Raw genomic sequence first — 16,941 nt, 5'->3', positions numbered from 1 at the left:
CAGAAGCATGGCTGTTGTCATTGCTTCGCAAAAATTAATTTTGCGCCGCACAACGACCGATGCGTTCTTTGTGGCAGATCCTGCGGCTACGTGGGGGCTTCTCATGCAGGTCTTGCAATCCAGAGAGCTTTGCTGGAGCGGCTCATGCGGTGGCGACTTGGTTCATCTCGCTGACGCGAGGAAGCTGAGCCGTGGGAGGGCAAATCCGCCCGCGGCGCAACGACCCCTCCGGACCCCGGGCGTCACCACCAGAGCAGGCCCGATACGGCTGCGCCCAGTCGCCGCAGACTACTCGGTGCCGGATCTTTCGCAGGCTCGGGGTGTTTGCGGGGCGAAATTTGCCGAATCGTCCCGTCCAGCGGAGCGGCTGTTGAGAGGTTTGTGAGACGTACAGCCTGACGAACCCGGGCTGTCGGCAGCGCCGGTGGGAGCGCCGGATCAGAGGGCCCCGATCGTCCCGATCCCTTCGAACTCGGCCGTGTCGTTGACGAGATCGGTGATCGAGATGTTCAGCCGCCGCCCATTGGCGAGGCGGAGTTGCGCGTCTGGTTCGAGCCAGATCGGCCGCAGGCTCACATGGCTGCCGTAGAGGTTGCCGTAGGCGACGACCCCGCCTTCCCGACGCTCGACGACCACGCGATAACGAACGCGCGCGGATCCACAGCCTTCCGCCGAGACCAGCCCGCGACCGGTCAGGGTCTTCAAGACTTCATTCGGCTCAAACATTCACGCGACGCACGATGGGACTTATCGGCAAGCCTATTGCCGTTTAATCCCGGTCCGCCTGTGTGTCACGCCGGCAAGGACGGTTTGCCGTCCCGCGGGTGGTGCCGGATCAGCCGTTCTCGTCGCGTCCGGCACCGGGTGCTTCATCGGGTACCTCACCGGGCGAAATGCCCTGGAGTTCCCGCACGACGATGCGACCTGCCACGACCGAGAGCGCTACACGGCCCTGCTTGAGCGCCAACGCCTTCTCGCCGAAGAGCGACCGCCGCCAGCCTTGAAGAGCCGGCACCTCGGCAGCGTCGTCGTCCGCGAGCGCCTCAAGGTCGTCCACGGTGCCGATGATCTTGGGCGCGACGCCCTCGGCCTCACAGACCGCCTTCAATAGGACTTTCAGGAGCTCGACGATCGCGCCGTTGCCGCCGCTCCGACGGATCCGCTCCGGCAGGCGGATGTCGCTCGTGTCGCGGTTCAGGCCCCGCTCCACCGCCGCCATGATGTCGGCTCCGGTCCGGGAGCGCTCGAAGCCGGCCGGGATCGTGCGCAGCCGGCCGAGGGCTTCGGCGTTGCGCGGGGCCGCGGAGGCCACGTCGATCACCGCCTCGTCCTTCAAAACACGGCCGCGGGGCACATTGCGCGCCTGGGCCTCGGCCTCGCGCCAGGCGGCGACCTCCATCAGAACGGCGATCTCGCGGGGCTTGCGCATCCGGCCGGACAGCCGCCGCCAGGCCTGCGCGGGGTCGGCACGGTAGGTTTCCGGCGAGGTCAGAACCGCCATCTCCTCGTCCAGCCAAGCGCCGCGGTCGGTGCGCAGCAGCTCGGCCACCAGGACTTCGTAGACCTTGACCAGGTGGGTCACATCCGAAAGCGCGTAGCTGAGCTGCGCCTCGGAGAGCGGCCGCCGGGACCAGTCGGTGAACCGCGACGACTTGTCGATCTTCGCCTTGGCGACGTCGTTGACGAGCTGCTCGTACGAGACGGAATCGCCGTAGCCGCACACCATGGCGGCGACTTGTGTGTCGAAGAACGGGTGCGGCAGGATCCCGCCCATCAGCCAGATGATCTCGAGATCCTGGCGGGCCGAGTGGAACACCTTAACGGTCCGCTCATCCGCCATCAGATCGATAAACGGCTGGAGATCGATCCCCGGAGCCAGGGGGTCGACCAGCGCGGCGGTCCCATCCGGAGCCGCCATCTGGATCAGACAGAGCTTCGGGTAATACGTCGTCTCGCGCATGAACTCCGTGTCGACAGTCACGAAGGGCTGCTCGGCAAGGCGCACGCAGACGTCGCGCAACGCGGCGGTGGAAGTGATCAGATCCATATCCCGGCTATACGCAACCGCCGCGAACATGGGGAGGCACCGCCGCAAAGCTCCCCATCTTTCCCACGTCCCCTGTCACGAAACTGCATCCGCCGACCCGGCGAGGACGGCCTTGCGGCGCGCGAGGGCCTGTCGGCGGATCCGTACAGCGTCGGCGCGACGCTGGGATTCAGCCCGCGCGAGCAGACGATCCAGGATACCGGTCTCGACACGCTCGCCGGTGGCGCCATCGACAAGTCGGCGGATCCGATCGACCCGGAAGCCTCGATAGCCGCCCCGCCGGGCGTCGATTCCGCCGAGCAGCGTCCGACCGGGGCCCAGCTTCAGTTCGCGCGCCGCCAGGGACCGGTTGCTCCAGGCGCCGGCCGCGTCCTCGTAGACGAGGTCGAAATGGCCGTCGAGGGGCAGCGTCCGCCACGCGCCGAGGTTGGTCTCCGATGGCGGATCACGGGACACGGCTGGAGGGAAAAAAGCGTTCTGCTTCATAGACATCATATGGGTATCGAACGGGCCGTCCGGTAGTCCGGAACACGGGAAACGCCCGCCTTTCGGGGCCTCGGGGCGCCGCCCGCGCTTGACTTGGGGGGCACCGCGTGAATGGTGCCGGCCTTCCGTCAGAAGAAGCCCGTCATGCACCGTTACCGTTCCCACACCTGCGGGGCGCTCCGCCCGTCCGACGTCGGGCAGAGCGTCCGCCTCTCCGGCTGGTGCCATCGCATCCGCGACCATGGCGGCGTGCTCTTCATCGATCTCCGCGATCATTACGGCCTGACGCAATGCGTGGTCGATTCCGACTCACCGGCCTTCAAGGCCGCCGAGGCCGGGCGCTCGGAGTGGGTGGTGCGGATCGACGGCCGCGTCCGCACGCGGCCGGCCGGCACCGAGAATGCCGAGCTGCCGACCGGCGCAGTCGAGGTGTACATCGACGATCTGGAAGTGCTGGGCCCGGCGGGCGAGCTGCCGCTGCCGGTCTTCGGGGACCTGGAATACCCTGAGGAAACGCGCCTCCGGTACCGCTTCCTCGACCTGCGTCGGGAGAAGCTCCACGCCAATATCATGAAGCGCGGCGCGATCATCGACTCGCTGCGGCGGCGGATGCGCGAGGGCGGCTTCTTCGAGTTCCAGACCCCGATCCTGACGGCCTCCTCGCCGGAGGGTGCGCGCGACTACCTCGTGCCGTCGCGGGTGCATTCCGGCAGATTCTACGCCCTCCCGCAGGCGCCGCAGCAGTTCAAGCAGCTGACGATGATCGCGGGCTTCGACCGCTACTTCCAGATCGCGCCCTGCTTCCGCGACGAGGACGCCCGGGCGGACCGGAGCCCCGGCGAGTTCTACCAGCTCGACATCGAGATGAGCTTCGTCACCCAGGAGGACGTGTTCCAGGCGGTGGAGCCGGTCCTGCGCGGGGTGTTCGACGAGTTCGCCAATGGCAGGCGCGTCACCCGGGAGTTCCCGCGGATCACCTTCGCGGAGTCGATGTTGAAATACGGTGTCGACAAGCCGGACCTGCGCAACCCCCTGATCATCGCCGACGTCACCGACCTGTTCGGCCGCGAGGACGTGGCCTTCAAGGCGTTCAAGGGGGTCATCGCCTCGGGCGGCGTGGTCCGGGCGATCCCGGCGACCGGGGCTGCGGCACAGTCGCGCTCGTTCTTCGACCGGCTGAACGACTGGGCCCGCTCAGAGGGGGCGCCGGGCCTCGGTTACATCGTGTTCGAGGCGGAGAACGGCGGTCTCGCCGGCAAGGGGCCGATCGCCAAGTTCATCCCGGCCGAGGTTCAGGCGCTCATCGCGGAGCGCGTGGGCGCGAAGGCCGGCGACGCGGTGTTCTTCTCTGCCGGCGCCGAGGTTAAGGCGGCCGGACTGGCCGGCAAGGCCCGCATCCGCATCGGCGACGAGCTGGGCCTGTGCGACAAGGACCAGTACGCGTTCTGCTGGATCACCGACTTCCCGATGTACGAGTGGAGCGATGAGGAGAAGCGGATCGACTTCTCCCACAACCCGTTCTCGATGCCGAACATCGACCGTGAGGAGTTCCTCAATCTCGATCTCGATGCGCTGGCCGCCGAGGACGAGAGCGGTGCCAACACCCGGAAGATCCTCGGCATCAAGGCGTTCCAGTACGACATCGTCTGCAACGGCATCGAGCTGTCCTCCGGCGCAATCCGGAACCATCGACCCGATGTGATGGAGAAGGCCTTCGCCATCGCGGGCTACGGCAGCGAGGTGCTCGAACAGAAGTTCGGCGGCATGCTGAACGCCCTGCGCATGGGCGCCCCGCCGCACGGCGGCATCGCGCCGGGTGTCGACCGGATCGTCATGCTCCTGTGCGACGAGCCGAACATTCGCGAGGTGGTGCTGTTCCCGATGAACCAGCGCGCCGAAGACCTGATGATGGGCGCACCCGCCGAGGCAACCCCGAAGCAGCTGCGCGAGCTGCATATCCGGCTCAACCTGCCCGAGAAGAAGGCCTGAGGCCCGGTTAGATCCGCCGCGCGGTGGCGGGCTCCGTCGCGATGGTCGTCGCCGTCGTGGTCGCCCATGACAGCGCCGACGTGCTCGCCGCCTGTATCGGGGCGCTCGCCGGCCAGGGCGTGCCGGTGATCGTCGTGGACAATGCCAGCCGGGACGCCTCCGCGGCGGTCGCGGAGGCCGCCGGCGCGCAGGTCATTCGCAACGTCCGCAACGAGGGCTACGGCCGCGCCAACAACCAGGGCATCCGCGCCGCGGAGACGGCGGAGCACGTGCTCATCGTCAACCCGGACGTTGTCCTGCGCGCCGGCGCCGTGGATGCCCTGCGCGACGCGGCCCGCTCCTGGCCGGAGGCCGGACTGTTCGCGCCCCGCCTCGTCGAGCCGGACGGCCGCTTCTTCTTCCAGGCGCGGTCGCTGCTGGCGCCCTATCTGACCAATCCCGGTGGCCGCCGCGCGCTGCCTGAGGGCGATGCCTGCGCACCGTTCCTCTCCGGGGCCTGCCTGATGATGCCCCGCGCCCTGTTCATCGAACTCGGCGGCTTCGACGAGAACATCTTCCTGTTCTACGAGGATGACGACCTCTGCCGGCGCGTGGCGGATTCCGGCCGCGCCCTGATCCACGTCCACGGCGCCGAGGCACTGCACGGCCGCGGCCGTTCGTCGGCGCCGGAGCCCGGGCGGGTCTTCCGCTCACGCTGGCACCAGGCGTGGTCACGAGCCTATGTCAGCCGCAAATACGGCTTGCGCGCTCCGAGCTTCGCCGACCTGATGACCAACCTGCCCAAAGCGCTCCTGTCCGCCGTCGTCCTGCGCCGGGCCGGGCTGGAGCGCTACGGCGGCTCCGCCACCGGGGCTCTCGCGTTCCTGTTGGGGCGCACGGCTCTGGCCCGCGAGGGTCTGAGCCGATGAGTGCGCCGACAATTGCGACCGCGCTCGACGCGCGGCGCAACGGCTTCACCGGCCTGCGGCTCGCCCTGGCGCTCGCGGTGGTCGTGTCCCACGCCTTCAGCGTCGCCACCGGCGCTGCCGGGGATGAGCCCCTGGCCCGGCTCACCGGCTACACCCTCGGTGAGCACGCGGTGAACGGCTTCTTCGCCGTGTCGGGCTTCCTGGTCACCATGAGTTGCGACCGCCGCGGGCTGCGCGACTACGTCCTCGCCCGGACCCTGCGGATCCTGCCCGGCTTGCTCGCCGCGACGACCGTGGTTTCGCTGGGGCTGGGCGCCGCGCTGACCCGCCTGCCCGTGTCCGAGTATCTGCGTGAGCCGGCCGTGTGGTCGTTCATCCGCGGGACGCTGACGACCTTCAAGAGCAACGCCGCCCTCCCCGGGCTCTTCGAAGCCAACCCGTACCGGGCGCCCCTCGGCACGGTCTGGACCCTCAAATACGAGGTGCTGTGCTACCTGGGGGTTGTGGTCGCCGCCCTGTGCGGACTGCTCCGGCGGCGCTGGCCGGCGCTCCTGATCGTGGCGGGACTGGCGCTGGCCCTCTCGGTGGCCAGCGGCCTGCGCGGTTCGGATCTGCCGAAGGGCGTGGAGACCGCCCTGCGCCTGCCGATGATCTTCGCCGCCGGCGCGTGCCTGTATCTCTGGCGCGCGCAGCTACGCGTCTCGGCCGCCGCCCTCGCCTGCCTGACCTTCGGCGCCGTCGTCCTCGCGCGGACGCCGGCCTACCCGGCTCTCCTGTTCCTCGCGGAGGCTTACGGCGCGGTCTGGCTCGCCCTCGGCCCGCTGGCGCACAGAGTGTTCGATCCGCCCGCCGACCTCTCCTACGGGATCTATCTCTACGGCTGGCCCGTCCAGCAGAGCCTGCACGCGCTCTGGCCGGACGTTTCCGGCCCGGCCCTCCTGATCCCGGCCCTCGGCCTGACGCTGCCGGTGGCGGCCCTGTCGTGGTACGGGATCGAGCGACCGGCCCTGTTGCTGAAGGCCCGCGCGCTCGGGCGGAAGCGTTTGGGCACGATCGAGCCCGCCGGGCCGTGAGCGCCGACAGGGCGCTTCCGCCGCTGGCGTCCCTCGCCCAGGCAGCGCGGCTGCTGGAGGAGCACGGCTTCTCCATCGTGGCCCGGAACGAGCGCGGCGACAGCCTGTACCTCCGCCGCGCCGAATGCGCCTGGCACCTGCGGCTGTCGAACCACGCACGCACCGCGAAGCAACGTGCCCGCCGCGCCGACATCCTCACAAGCCTCGTCATCGACGGGCCGCGCGCTCCCGAACAGATCGGAAGGCTCGTCCGGGATGCCGTTCGGAACTTCGAGGCGGCCCTCGCGAGGGCCGATCAGACGTCCGCCGCGGGCTCGCGGAAATAGGGCTCCACGGCGCCCTTCAGCTTGACGGTCATCGGGTTTCCGGCGCGGTCGAGAGTCTTCCCGGCCGAGAGACGCACCCAGCCCTCGCTGACGCAGTACTCCTCGACGTTGGTCTTCTCGACGCCCTTGAACCGCACGCCGACGCCGCGCTCCAGCAGTTTCTCGTCGTAGAACGGGCTGTTCGGGTTGGAGGCGAGGCGGTCGGGAGGCGTGTCGGTCATTGTCCGGTTCTCGGGTCGGGTTCGTGGTGTGCCCTGTGGGCATCATGCGGAGACTCGGCCCCGCCGGTACGGGAATCCGCGCCCGTGCGCAACGCCGCGAGCAGGTCCGCGACCCGGCCGCTCTGCAGGAGCGGCACGAGGCGCGTCACGACCTCGTGGGGCCGGTCCCACCAGGCGGCGGCTTCCAGCGCCTTCGCGGTGGCCTCGTCGAAGCGGTGCCGCACCACCCGGGCCGGGTTGCCCGCCACCACCGCGTAGGCCGGCACGTCGCGGGTCACCACCGCCCGGGCGGCGACGACCGCACCCGGCCCGATCGTGACCCCGGAGAGGATCATGCAGCCGGATCCCAGCCAGACATCGTGCCCGATGACCACGTCGCCCCGGGAGGCGTGATAATCCTCCGGTGCCCGCGCGTCCGGGAACAGGCCGCGCATCGCCGCGAAGGGATAGGTAGACGCCCAGTCGAGGCGATGGTCGCCACCGAGCAGGATCTCGACTTTGTCTGCGATGGAACAATAGCGGCCGATCGTCAGCCGCCGCCCGCTCTCGGCAAAGCGCACCTTGGGACGCCCGTACGAGTAAGCGCCTATGGAAAACCCGTACCGCTTCGCCAGCTTGGCGAGGTGGACGCGGGTCTCGTTATGCGGGTTGCGCCCCCTGCGCAGCCGGTGCAACAGACCGATCAAGACGCAAACCGGTGCGATGCGCGATCGCGTCGTCCTCGGGAAAGCAGGTGAGCGGGAGCGTGGGCGATGGCCGATAACATGTCCGAGGACCTCAAGGCCGGGGCGCTCGTCTACCACCGCCTGCCCAAGCCGGGAAAGCTGGAGATCCAGGCCACCAAGCCGCTGGGCAACCAGCGCGACCTCGCGCTGGCCTACTCGCCCGGCGTCGCCGCCGCCTGCATGGCGATCCACGACGATCCCCAGGAGGCCGCGACCCTCACCATCCGCCAGAACCTCGTGGCGGTGCTCTCCAACGGCACGGCCGTGCTGGGCCTGGGCGATATCGGCCCGCTGGCCTCGAAGCCCGTGATGGAGGGCAAGGCCGTCCTGTTCAAGAAATTCGCCGGCATCGACGTGTTCGACATCGAGGTCGACCAGAAGGACGTGTCCAAGCTCGTGGACGTGGTCTGCGCCCTGGAGCCGACGTTCGGCGGCATCAACCTCGAGGACATCAAGGCCCCCGAGTGCTTCGAGGTCGAGGAGCAGTGCCGGGCCCGGATGAACATCCCGGTCTTCCACGACGACCAGCACGGCACCGCGATCATCGTGGCGGCCGCCGTCCTCAACGGCCTGGAGCTCGCCGGCAAGAACCTGTCCGACGTCCGGATCGTGACGTCCGGTGCCGGCGCGGCGGCCCTGGCGTGCCTCAACCTGCTCGTATCCCTCGGCGCCACCCGCGAGAACATCACGGTTACCGACATTAAGGGCGTCGTCTACAAGGGCCGCGCCGAGCTGATGGATCGGTGGAAGGACGTCTACGCCCAGGACACCGACAAGCGGACGCTGGCCGAGGTCATTCCGGGCGCCGACGTGTTCATCGGCCTCTCGGCCGGCGGCGTGCTGAAGCCTGAATACCTGAAGGAGATGGCCGAGAAGCCGCTGATCATGGCGCTCGCCAACCCCTATCCGGAGATCATGCCGGATCTGGCCGAGAAGGAGCGGCCGGACGCGATGATCTGCACCGGCCGGTCGGACTTCCCGAACCAGGTCAATAACGTCCTGTGCTTCCCCTACATCTTCCGCGGCGCGCTCGATGTCGGCGCCCACAAGATCAACGAGGAGATGAAGAAGGCTGCCGTCAAGGCGATCGCGGGCCTGGCGCACGAGACCACCTCGGACGTGGTCGCCCGCGCCTATGGCGGCGAGGCCCGCCCGTTCGGTCCGAAATCGCTGATCCCGAGCCCCTTCGACCCGCGCCTGATCCTGCGCATCGCCCCCGCGGTGGCCAAGGCCGCGATGGATTCGGGCGTCGCCGGCCGGCCGCTCGCGGATTTCGAGGCCTACGCCGACAGCCTCGACCGGTTCGTGCATCGATCCGGCCTCATCATGAAGCCGCTGTTCTCGAAGGCGAAGGCCGAGCCCAAGCGGGTGATCTACGCCGAGGGCGAGGACGAGCGCGTGCTGCGCGCGGTCCAGGCGATCGTCGAGGACAAGGTCGCCTTCCCGATCCTGGTCGGCCGGCCGCGGGTCGTCGAGACCCGGCTCAAGCGCTTCGGCCTGTCGATCGAGCACGGCCGCGACTTCGAGCTGATCGATCCCGAGGACGATCCCCGCTACCGCGCCTACGTTCAGACCTATCTGGAGGTGGCGGGCCGCCGGGGCATCACGCCCGACGCGGCGCGCACGCTGGTGCGCACCAACAGCACCGTCATCGGCGCCATCGCGGTCCGCCGCGGTGAGGCCGACGCGCTCATCTGCGGCCTCGAGGGCCGGTTCGAGACGCGCCTGCGCATCATCCGTGACGTGATCGGGCTCGCGCCCGGTGTGGAACAATGCGCCGCGATGAGCCTCGTGGTGACTCACAACGGCGCCTACTTCCTGGCCGATACCCATGTCCGCCAGAATCCGACCGCCGAGGAGATCGCTGACGTGGCGCAGGCCTGCGCAAGCCACGTCAGCCGCTTCGGGATGACGCCCAAGATCGCGCTCCTGAGCCACTCGGATTTCGGACAGTCGGATTCGCCGTCCGCCATGAAGATGCGCGAGGCCCTCGCGCTCCTGCAGCGGCGCGATCCGGAGCTTCAGGTCGACGGCGAGATGCAGGCGGATTCGGCCCTCAACGAGATGGTCCGGGAGCGGGTGCTGCCCGGGTCGCGGCTGAAGGGGGCGGCCAACGTCCTGATCTTCCCGAATCTCGACGCGGCCAACATCGCCTTCCAGTTCGCCAAGGTGCTGGCGGATGCCCTGCCGGTCGGCCCCCTGCTGATCGGCCCGGCCAAGCCCGCCCACATCCTGACGCCCTCGGTGACCGCGCGCGGCATCGTCAACGTCACGGCCGCCGCCGTCGTCGAGGCGCAGGCGGACGAGGCGCCCGCGCCGAAGCCCGAGGAGGCCGGGCTCGGGATGATCTCCGAGTGAGGCCGCCCCGCGACGGCCGCGAGAGTGGCCGTCGATTTGCTTGGCCGTTTTCGGGGGAAGGCGAGCCACGGAAGTCGACACCATGTGCCAGGGCGATGATCCGAACTGCCACGCCTTCGAGGCGCATCGCCGCGGCCTGCGGCGGGACCTGGAGCCGGAGCGGCGCGCCTTCCTGAAGAGCAGCTTCGTGGCGACCGGCGCGGCGGCCGCGGCCTTCGCGGCGGCCGGACCGTCGCTCGTGAGCCCCGCCCTCGCCCAGGCGAGTGGAGCCAAGATCGCCGCGACCGCGCATTACCACCTGCCGGCCAACGCCGAGACCGTGCACTGGGGCTTCTTCAGCCGGAGCCTCACGCCGCAGGTCGAGATCGGCTCGGGCGACTACGTCACCATCGAGACTCTGACCCACCAAGCCAGCGACGACGCCGAGCGCATGATCCAGGGCGATCCCGGCGCCGAGAGCGTCTATCTCTGGACGAAGGACAAGATGGGCGTCTCGCCCCGGGGCGCGGGCGCCCTCGACGCCAAGGTCGGCCCCGGCGGCGGCCTCGGGGTGCATATCTGCACCGGCCCCGTGGCGATCCGCGGTGCCGAGCCAGGGGACGTTCTGGAGGTCCGAATTCTCGACGTGGCCCCCCGCCCCTGCGCCAATCCCAAGTACAAGGGGCTGACCTTCGGCAGCAACGCGGCCGCCTGGTGGGGCTACCACTACAACGACCTGATCACCGGCGATAAGCCGCGGGAGGTCGTGACGATCTACGAGGTCGACGCCACCGGCGAGCGTGACTGGGCCCGGGCGGTCTACAGCTTCCGCTGGCCCGGCGTGACCGACCCGTTCGGCGTCGACCACCCGACCATCGACTATCCCGGCCTGCCGGTGGACCACACGAAGACGCAGAAGACCTTCGAGGTGCTCAAGGGCATCCGGGTGCCGATCCGCCCGCATTTTGGCACGATGGGCGTGGCGCCCGCGGAGGCCGACCGGGTCAACTCGATTCCACCGAGCTACACCGGCGGCAACATCGACAACTGGCGGATCGGGAAGGGCGCGACCCTGTACTACCCGGTGGCGGTCCCGGGCGCCCTGTTCTCGGTGGGCGATCCCCATGCCAGCCAGGGCGATTCCGAATTGTGCGGCACCGCGATCGAGTGCTCGCTCACCGGCACCTTCCAGTTCATCCTGCACAAGAAGGCCGATCTCCCCGGCACGCCGCTGGAGGCCCTCGACTTCCCGATGATCGAGACGCGCGAGGATTGGGTGCTGTCCGGCTTCAGCTACCCGAACTACCTGCGCGACCTCGGTCCGGACGCGCAGACCGCGATCTTCCAGAAATCCTCCGTCGACCTCGCCATGCGCGACGCCTTCCGGAAGATGCGCCAGTTCCTGATGCACGCGAAGGGGCTGACCGAGGACGAGGCGATCTCGCTGATGTCGGTGGCGGTCGATTTCGGGATCACCCAGGTGGTGGACGGCAACTGGGGCGTCCACGCCGTGGTCAAGAAGGCGATCTTCGCCGATCGCGCCGCCTGAGGGGTTCCGTCAGGGGCAGCGCGAATCCCGATCGCGCGCCGGAGCCGCCCCGGGGCAAATGCTCGTTGCATCTGCGTAGCCGGAACCCCGGCTCCGCTGCGGCAGCCCGCAGATGACGGCGCGGCAGCAGGCCAGCACCGTCCGGGAGGGGCAATCGAGCCACGCGCATCCGACATACAGGTGAGGCGGCGCGGTCGCCTCCGGCGTTGAGCGAGGGGACCGGGCCGCTCAGACGATCTCGATTCGTCCTTCCAGGCCGACGATACGGCCGAGACCGCGGATGCGGTTCAGCAGGCGGTCGCCGCTCAGGGCCTCCCAGTCGCGGGACAGCCGCAAGGTCACGCGCCCGTCCACGACGGTGAGGGGCGCCCGACCCAGGGCTCCCCCCATCCCGGCCGAGATCGGGTAGGCGACGCGCAACAGGGCACCGAGGAGGCGCGCCCGCTCGAACAAGCGCGTTCCCGCCACGCTGCGCAGGATCGGGTTGGCCTTCTCGAGGGCGAGGCCGGTATGCCGGAGCGAGACCGCCAGGGCGAGATAGGCCCGCCCCGGATGGTCGACGCCCACGAAGGCTGCGTTCTGGATCGCCGCGATGCTCTGCTCGTCGCGATAGTCCGGATGGGCGCGCCAGCCCACGTCCGAGAGCAGGCAGCCCGCGTGGCGCAGGCGGCGCTCGTCGGCGGTCTCGTGCCCGTCCAGCGTCTCCACGAAGCGATCCGTCCAGGCGATCAGCTCCTCCCCGTGGCGCGGGGAGCGGGCGCGCAGGGCATTGAACTCCGCCGCCGAGGCGAGCAGCGGATCGATCAGGCGGACATCGCGGTCGAGCTGCTCGAACAGCAGGCCTTCGCGCACGCCCGAGGCCGAGATTGCCAGCTCGCGCGGTCGCCCGACCCGGATGATCTCCTCCAGCACCGCGGCGCCGTACGCGAGAAGGGGGCGCCGGGCCTCCGAGATGGCATCGACGTCCTGGAGCAGCGACACGTCGGTCTGCTCGACGATCTGGAGGAAGGTCAGCTCGTCGGTGGGCTCCACGGTGTAGCCATGCATCACGTGGACGGGATAGCCGCGGGCAGCCTGATGGAGCCGCGCGAGCGCCCGCCACGTGCCGCCGACCGCGTAAAAGGTCCGGCCGCGCAGGGTCTCCAGTTGCGGAGCCGCCTTGCGCATGTGCTCACGCACGATCTTGGCGGCCTTCTTCACCGAGCCGCCAGAGAGATCCTGCAGGGCGAGGCCGCCGAGCGGCATGGTCACGCCCTGGCCGACGATGCTCCCGCGCACGTCCACGAGCTCGAGCGATCCGCCGCCGAGATCGCCGACGACGCCATCCGGCGCGTGGAAGCCCGAGATCACGCCCAGCGCCGACAGCTCCGCCTCGCGCCGCCCGGAGAGAAGCTGGATCTCCTGTCCGCAGGCCGCCTCGGCGGCGCGCAGGAAGTCCGGCCCGTTCGCGGCGTCGCGGGCCGCCGCGGTCGCCAAAACGAAGACCCGGCCCACCCGCATGGTCTCGCACAGCACCCGGAACCGGGCCAAGGCGGCGAGTGCCCGGGCCACCGCCTCCTCGTTCAGCCGCCCCGTGGTGAGGACATTGCGGCCCAGTCCGCAGAGGACCTTCTCGTTGTAGAGCGGGGTCGGCGCCCGGGACAGACCGTCATAGGCGACGAGGCGGACCGAGTTGGACCCGATATCGATGATGGCGATCGGGGATCGCGCCGCCTCCACGGTCGGGTCCGCGGAATGGGCGAGGATGAGATTGGCGCGAGGGCTGCCCAAACGTCCGTGTCCTTGCTCGAGCGCGACGGGCCCGACTTGCGCACCGTCGGTGCAATCTAGAGCCGCAGTCGATGGCGGTCCAATCGAGGCCGGGTCCGGATCGGTCATGTCATGTGCCGGTCGCCGCACAGGTATCCCGGTCGGCGACGCGGACATCGTGCGCCTCTGCGTCGGCGGCCGGGCCCTTCGTTTGCGCAGATCTTGGATCGCGCGCAAGTTCTTCGCGCAGAACCGCACCGCGGTCCTGCGAAACCTCTTGAGCCTGTTGTGCACAGGCCGGCCGTTCAGCCGCGCTGCGCCCGCCGGCTCAGGGCCCGCGGACTCGACTTCTTCGAGGCCTTGCCGCGGCCCGAGAGGCTCGGGTTGGTCATGAAGTACTTGTGCGCGTTGAACGGCTCCTCGCCCTCCGCAGGCTGGATCCGCTCGCAGCCCCCGGAAGCCAGCAGCCGCCAGCTCTGGCGGTTGTCCAAGAGGTTGGCCAGCATGATCTGATCGAGCACCTGCTGATGCACCGTGGCGTTGGTGATCGGCAGCAGCGCCTCGACGCGTCTGTCGAGGTTCCGGCTCATCAGGTCGGCCGACGAGATGTAGACCGTCGCCTTGGGGTGGGGCAGCCCGACGCCGTTGCCGAACGCGTAGATCCGGCCGTGCTCCAGGAAGCGCCCGACGATCGACTTCACCCGGATCGTCTCCGACAGGCCGGGGATTCCGGGCCGGAGGCAGCAGATGCCGCGCACCACGCAGTCGATCTGAACGCCGGCTCCCGAGGCGTCGTACAGGGCGTCGATGATCTGGCCGTCGACCAGCGAGTTGCACTTGATCCAGATCGCCGCCGGGCGTCCGGCCCTGGCATGGGCCACCTCGGCCTCGATGTGCTCGAGCAGCTTGTTCTTCGCCGTCAGCGGCGAGACGGCCATCCGCTCCAGCTCCGCGGGCTCGGCGTAGCCCGTGATGAAGTTGAAGATCCGCGACACGTCCCGGGCGATCGCCGGGTCCGCGGTGAAGAACGACAGGTCCGTGTAGATGCGGGCCGTGATCGGGTGATAGTTGCCGGTGCCGACGTGGCAGTAGGTGACGAGCTTCTCGCCCTCGCGCCGAACCACCAGCGACAGCTTGGCGTGGGTCTTCAGCTCGACGAAGCCGAACACCACCTGCGCGCCTGCCTTCTCGAGGTTGCGCGCCCAGCGGATATTCGCTTCCTCGTCGAAGCGGGCCTTCAGCTCCACGAGGGCCGTGACCGACTTGCCGAGTTCCGCCGCCTCGGCGAGGGCCGCGACGATCGGCGAGTTCGACGATGTCCGGTACAGCGTCTGCTTGATCGCCACGACGTTCGGGTCTCGGGCGGCCTGGGCCAGGAACTGCACCACCGAATCGAACGACTCGTAGGGGTGGTGGACGATGAAGTCCTTCTGCCGGATCGCCGCGAACACGTCGCCGCCGCTCTCGCGGATCCGCTCCGGGAAGCGCGGATTGTAGGGCTTGAACTTCAGGTCCGGCCGATCGATCCCGACCACCTGGGACAGCTCGTTGAGCGCGAGCATCCCCTCCACCAGGAAGATCGCGTCCGACGAGATCTCGAGCTCGTCCGCCACGAAGCTGCGCAGGTCCTCCGACATGCCGGACTCGACCTCGAGGCGGATCACGACGCCGCGGCGCCGCTGCTTGAGGGCGGTCTCGAAGTGGAGGACCAGATCCTCGGCCTCCTCCTCAATCTCGAGGTCGGAGTCGCGCACGACGCGGAAGGCGCCGCTGCCCTTGACGAGGTAGCCCGGGAACAGCCGCCCCGTGAACATCCCGATCACCTGCTCGATCGGGATCAGCCGCGCGGCGGTGTCGCTGTCGCTCACCGGCAGGCGCACGTACCTGTCGATGACCCCGGGCAGACGGATCAGGGCACGCAAAACCCTGCCGTCCTTCGGCCGCACCAGCATCAGCGCGATGGTCGTTCCGAGGTTCGGGATGAAGGGGAACGGGTGGGCCGGATCGATCGCGAGGGGCGTCAGCACCGGGAAGACGTGGTTGAGGAAGTATTCCTCCAGCCACGCCGCCTGCTCCGCGGTGAGCGAGGCAGGCTCGACGATGGCGATATCGGCGGCGTGCAGTTCCTCGCGCAGCTCACGCCAGCGGGCCTGCTGGTCGGCGGCCAGCCGCGAGACCTCGGCGCCGATGCGCAGGAGTTGCTCGGAGGGCGACAGGCCGTCCTGCGACGGGACCGTCAGGCCAGCCCGCACCTGATCGATCAGGCCGGCCACGCGGACCATGAAGAACTCGTCGAGGTTGTTGGCGGAGATGGAGAGGAAGCGCAGCCGCTCCAGGAGCGGATGGTTCGGATTGGACGCCTCCTCCAGAACGCGACGGTTGAACTGGAGCCAGGACAGCTCCCGGTTCACGAACCGCTCCGGCGAATGGCGCAGCGAGCGCCCGGCCTCGACCACCGACTCCCGCGCCGCGCCCGTCGCCAGCTCCGACGGGGAGGCCGCCGCCGGCCACTCGTCGTTGGCATCCGGGACGGGGCCCGCGGGATCCGCCGCGCCGCTGGCGAGCTCGGCCGCGGCACGCTTGACCGCGGGGGCGCGCCGCGCTGTCGGACTGGCCGCCGAGCGCCGACGGGGCTCCGCTGCCTCGTCGGCAGCGTCGCGATCCATGGGCTTCTGCGTCGATTCCATCCCCGGTTCCTGTCTCTTCCCGTGGCTCCGCAAGGTGGCGGAGCCTGTATCACTCAAGACCGGCGGCCATCACGACAGTTTCGTGACGGGAGCCGCATTCCGCGCTCAGCCATGCGGATCGGACTCGTCGTCCAGGCCCATGCGCCGCAGCACCGCCAGGGCGAGCGGCCGGCTGATGCGGCGCCCGCGGCCGAGGGCGTCGCGGTCCAACTCGGCGACCACGTCGCGGGCGCGGCCCAGGGACCGGTCGATCCGCAGCGCCAGCGAATCGATGACGCCGAGATCGACAACGAGCTGCCGGTCGACGAACAGCTTGACCAGGACGGCGCGCAGGAGGGCGTCGTCCGGCGCCTCAATGGCGATGCGCGGGGCGAGCCGCAGCCGCGAACGCAGATCGGGCGTGGCGAGACCGAGGGCGTCGATCCCGGTGGCGCTGGTCAGCAGCACCGGGCAGGCCCGCTCCCGCGCGCGGTTGAGCAGGTGAAACAGGGCCGCCTCGTCGCGATTCTCGGCCCGGTCAACGTCCTCGATGACCAGCGCGCCGTTCGAGACGAGGTGCTGGACCGCGTCGGCGCCGACTTCGGAGGCCGGGATGGTCCAGGCATGGGCGCGCTCAGCCCAGATCGCCGCCAAGTGGCTCTTGCCGCTGCCGGGCGGCCCCGTCAGCACCAGCACGCTGTCGGGCCAGTCCGGCCACGCCTCGATCAGCGTGTAGGCGGCCTCGTTGGCCGGTCCCACGAGGAAGTCCTCGCGCCCGTACCGGGGATCGAGCGGCAGGTCGAAGGCCAGCTGCCGCGGTGGTGCATTCTCGCGCATGCGTCGTCCAGGATTGCGGCGTCCAGCA

The 16,941-nt window shown here is 69.4% G+C and carries 14 protein-coding genes; 6 read left to right on the top strand and 8 right to left on the bottom strand.

The genetic code is table 11. The features are described from left to right. Positions 1-438 precede the first annotated feature (438 nt). From MKK82_RS23335 to MKK82_RS23325, 3 genes are all read right to left on the bottom strand, one after another. The gene (locus tag MKK82_RS23335) at positions 439-705 is read right to left on the bottom strand and encodes a hypothetical protein (RefSeq protein WP_238285401.1); all 267 of its coding nucleotides are present in this window, start codon (positions 703-705) and stop codon (positions 439-441) included. Between the two features lie 130 nt (positions 706-835). Then, positions 836-2,047, bottom strand: coding sequence for a ribonuclease D (gene rnd, locus MKK82_RS23330; RefSeq protein ID WP_238285402.1), 1,212 nt, complete (start codon positions 2,045-2,047; stop codon positions 836-838). Between the two features lie 75 nt (positions 2,048-2,122). Further along, a complete protein-coding gene (locus MKK82_RS23325) occupies positions 2,123-2,683 on the bottom strand; it encodes a hypothetical protein (RefSeq protein WP_373323267.1) in 561 nt (186 codons plus the stop codon). Between MKK82_RS23325 and aspS the strand changes: the two genes are divergently transcribed. Genes aspS through MKK82_RS23305 form a run of 4 tightly spaced genes read left to right on the top strand, consistent with a single transcriptional unit; the run spans position 2,678 to position 6,829 of the window. Continuing rightward, positions 2,678-4,522 (top strand): aspartate--tRNA ligase, encoded by a 1,845-nt coding sequence (gene aspS / locus MKK82_RS23320; protein ID WP_243986953.1) that lies wholly within the window; start codon positions 2,678-2,680, stop codon positions 4,520-4,522. The genes MKK82_RS23325 and aspS overlap by 6 nt on opposite strands. 41 nt (positions 4,523-4,563) lie before the next feature. Next, positions 4,564-5,430, top strand: a complete 867-nt coding sequence (locus MKK82_RS23315; RefSeq protein ID WP_238285697.1) for a glycosyltransferase family 2 protein — start codon at positions 4,564-4,566, stop codon at positions 5,428-5,430. Then, positions 5,427-6,503, top strand: a complete 1,077-nt coding sequence (locus MKK82_RS23310; protein WP_238285405.1) for an acyltransferase family protein — start codon at positions 5,427-5,429, stop codon at positions 6,501-6,503. Before MKK82_RS23315 ends, MKK82_RS23310 begins: the two co-directional genes overlap by 4 nt. After that, the gene (locus MKK82_RS23305) at positions 6,500-6,829 is read left to right on the top strand and encodes a hypothetical protein (protein ID WP_238285407.1); all 330 of its coding nucleotides are present in this window, start codon (positions 6,500-6,502) and stop codon (positions 6,827-6,829) included. Before MKK82_RS23310 ends, MKK82_RS23305 begins: the two co-directional genes overlap by 4 nt. Here the strand turns inward: MKK82_RS23305 and MKK82_RS23300 are convergent. Both MKK82_RS23300 and MKK82_RS23295 read right to left on the bottom strand, forming a co-directional pair. Continuing rightward, on the bottom strand, positions 6,799-7,050 hold the full coding sequence (locus tag MKK82_RS23300) for a DUF3297 family protein (protein WP_238285408.1): 252 nt from the start codon (positions 7,048-7,050) through the stop codon (positions 6,799-6,801). The genes MKK82_RS23305 and MKK82_RS23300 overlap by 31 nt on opposite strands. After that, positions 7,047-7,724 (bottom strand): CatB-related O-acetyltransferase, encoded by a 678-nt coding sequence (locus tag MKK82_RS23295; protein WP_279603235.1) that lies wholly within the window; start codon positions 7,722-7,724, stop codon positions 7,047-7,049. Before MKK82_RS23295 ends, MKK82_RS23300 begins: the two co-directional genes overlap by 4 nt. A gap of 78 nt (positions 7,725-7,802) precedes the next feature. Between MKK82_RS23295 and MKK82_RS23290 the strand changes: the two genes are divergently transcribed. Further along, positions 7,803-10,133 (top strand): NADP-dependent malic enzyme, encoded by a 2,331-nt coding sequence (locus tag MKK82_RS23290; RefSeq protein WP_279603215.1) that lies wholly within the window; start codon positions 7,803-7,805, stop codon positions 10,131-10,133. Positions 10,134-10,215: 82 nt separating this feature from the next. Beyond that, entirely contained in the window at positions 10,216-11,661 is a 1,446-nt protein-coding gene (locus tag MKK82_RS23285) for an acetamidase/formamidase family protein (protein ID WP_243986951.1), read from the top strand. 228 nt (positions 11,662-11,889) lie between these two features. Here MKK82_RS23285 and ppx read toward each other — a convergent pair whose 3' ends face one another. The 3 genes from ppx to MKK82_RS23270 all read right to left on the bottom strand — a co-directional run bounded on the left by ppx (position 11,890) and on the right by MKK82_RS23270 (position 16,913). Then, positions 11,890-13,431: an exopolyphosphatase gene (gene ppx, locus MKK82_RS23280; protein WP_238285410.1), complete on the bottom strand. Its 1,542-nt coding sequence runs from the start codon at positions 13,429-13,431 to the stop codon at positions 11,890-11,892. Between the two features lie 284 nt (positions 13,432-13,715). Beyond that, on the bottom strand, positions 13,716-16,097 hold the full coding sequence (locus MKK82_RS23275) for an RNA degradosome polyphosphate kinase (RefSeq protein ID WP_243986949.1): 2,382 nt from the start codon (positions 16,095-16,097) through the stop codon (positions 13,716-13,718). A 105-nt stretch (positions 16,098-16,202) separates the two neighbouring features. Next, entirely contained in the window at positions 16,203-16,913 is a 711-nt protein-coding gene (locus MKK82_RS23270; protein WP_238285414.1) for a DnaA/Hda family protein, read from the bottom strand. Positions 16,914-16,941: the final 28 nt, after the last annotated feature.

Origin of the sequence: Methylobacterium sp. E-046, assembly GCF_022829625.1 — a bacterium.
Lineage (GTDB): Bacteria > Pseudomonadota > Alphaproteobacteria > Rhizobiales > Beijerinckiaceae > Methylobacterium > Methylobacterium longum.
This window is presented reverse-complemented; position numbering and strand designations above follow the sequence as displayed.

Coding starts and splice junctions, on each gene's coding strand:
- rnd (WP_238285402.1), bottom strand. CDS start 2,047: ATGGATCTGATCACTTCCACCGCCGCGTTGCGCGACGTCTGCGTGCGC.
- aspS (WP_243986953.1), top strand. CDS start 2,678: ATGCACCGTTACCGTTCCCACACCTGCGGGGCGCTCCGCCCGTCCGAC.
- MKK82_RS23315 (WP_238285697.1), top strand. CDS start 4,564: ATGGTCGTCGCCGTCGTGGTCGCCCATGACAGCGCCGACGTGCTCGCC.
- MKK82_RS23310 (WP_238285405.1), top strand. CDS start 5,427: ATGAGTGCGCCGACAATTGCGACCGCGCTCGACGCGCGGCGCAACGGC.
- MKK82_RS23300 (WP_238285408.1), bottom strand. CDS start 7,050: ATGACCGACACGCCTCCCGACCGCCTCGCCTCCAACCCGAACAGCCCG.
- MKK82_RS23290 (WP_279603215.1), top strand. CDS start 7,803: ATGGCCGATAACATGTCCGAGGACCTCAAGGCCGGGGCGCTCGTCTAC.
- MKK82_RS23285 (WP_243986951.1), top strand. CDS start 10,216: ATGTGCCAGGGCGATGATCCGAACTGCCACGCCTTCGAGGCGCATCGC.
- MKK82_RS23275 (WP_243986949.1), bottom strand. CDS start 16,097: ATGGAATCGACGCAGAAGCCCATGGATCGCGACGCTGCCGACGAGGCA.
- MKK82_RS23270 (WP_238285414.1), bottom strand. CDS start 16,913: ATGCGCGAGAATGCACCACCGCGGCAGCTGGCCTTCGACCTGCCGCTC.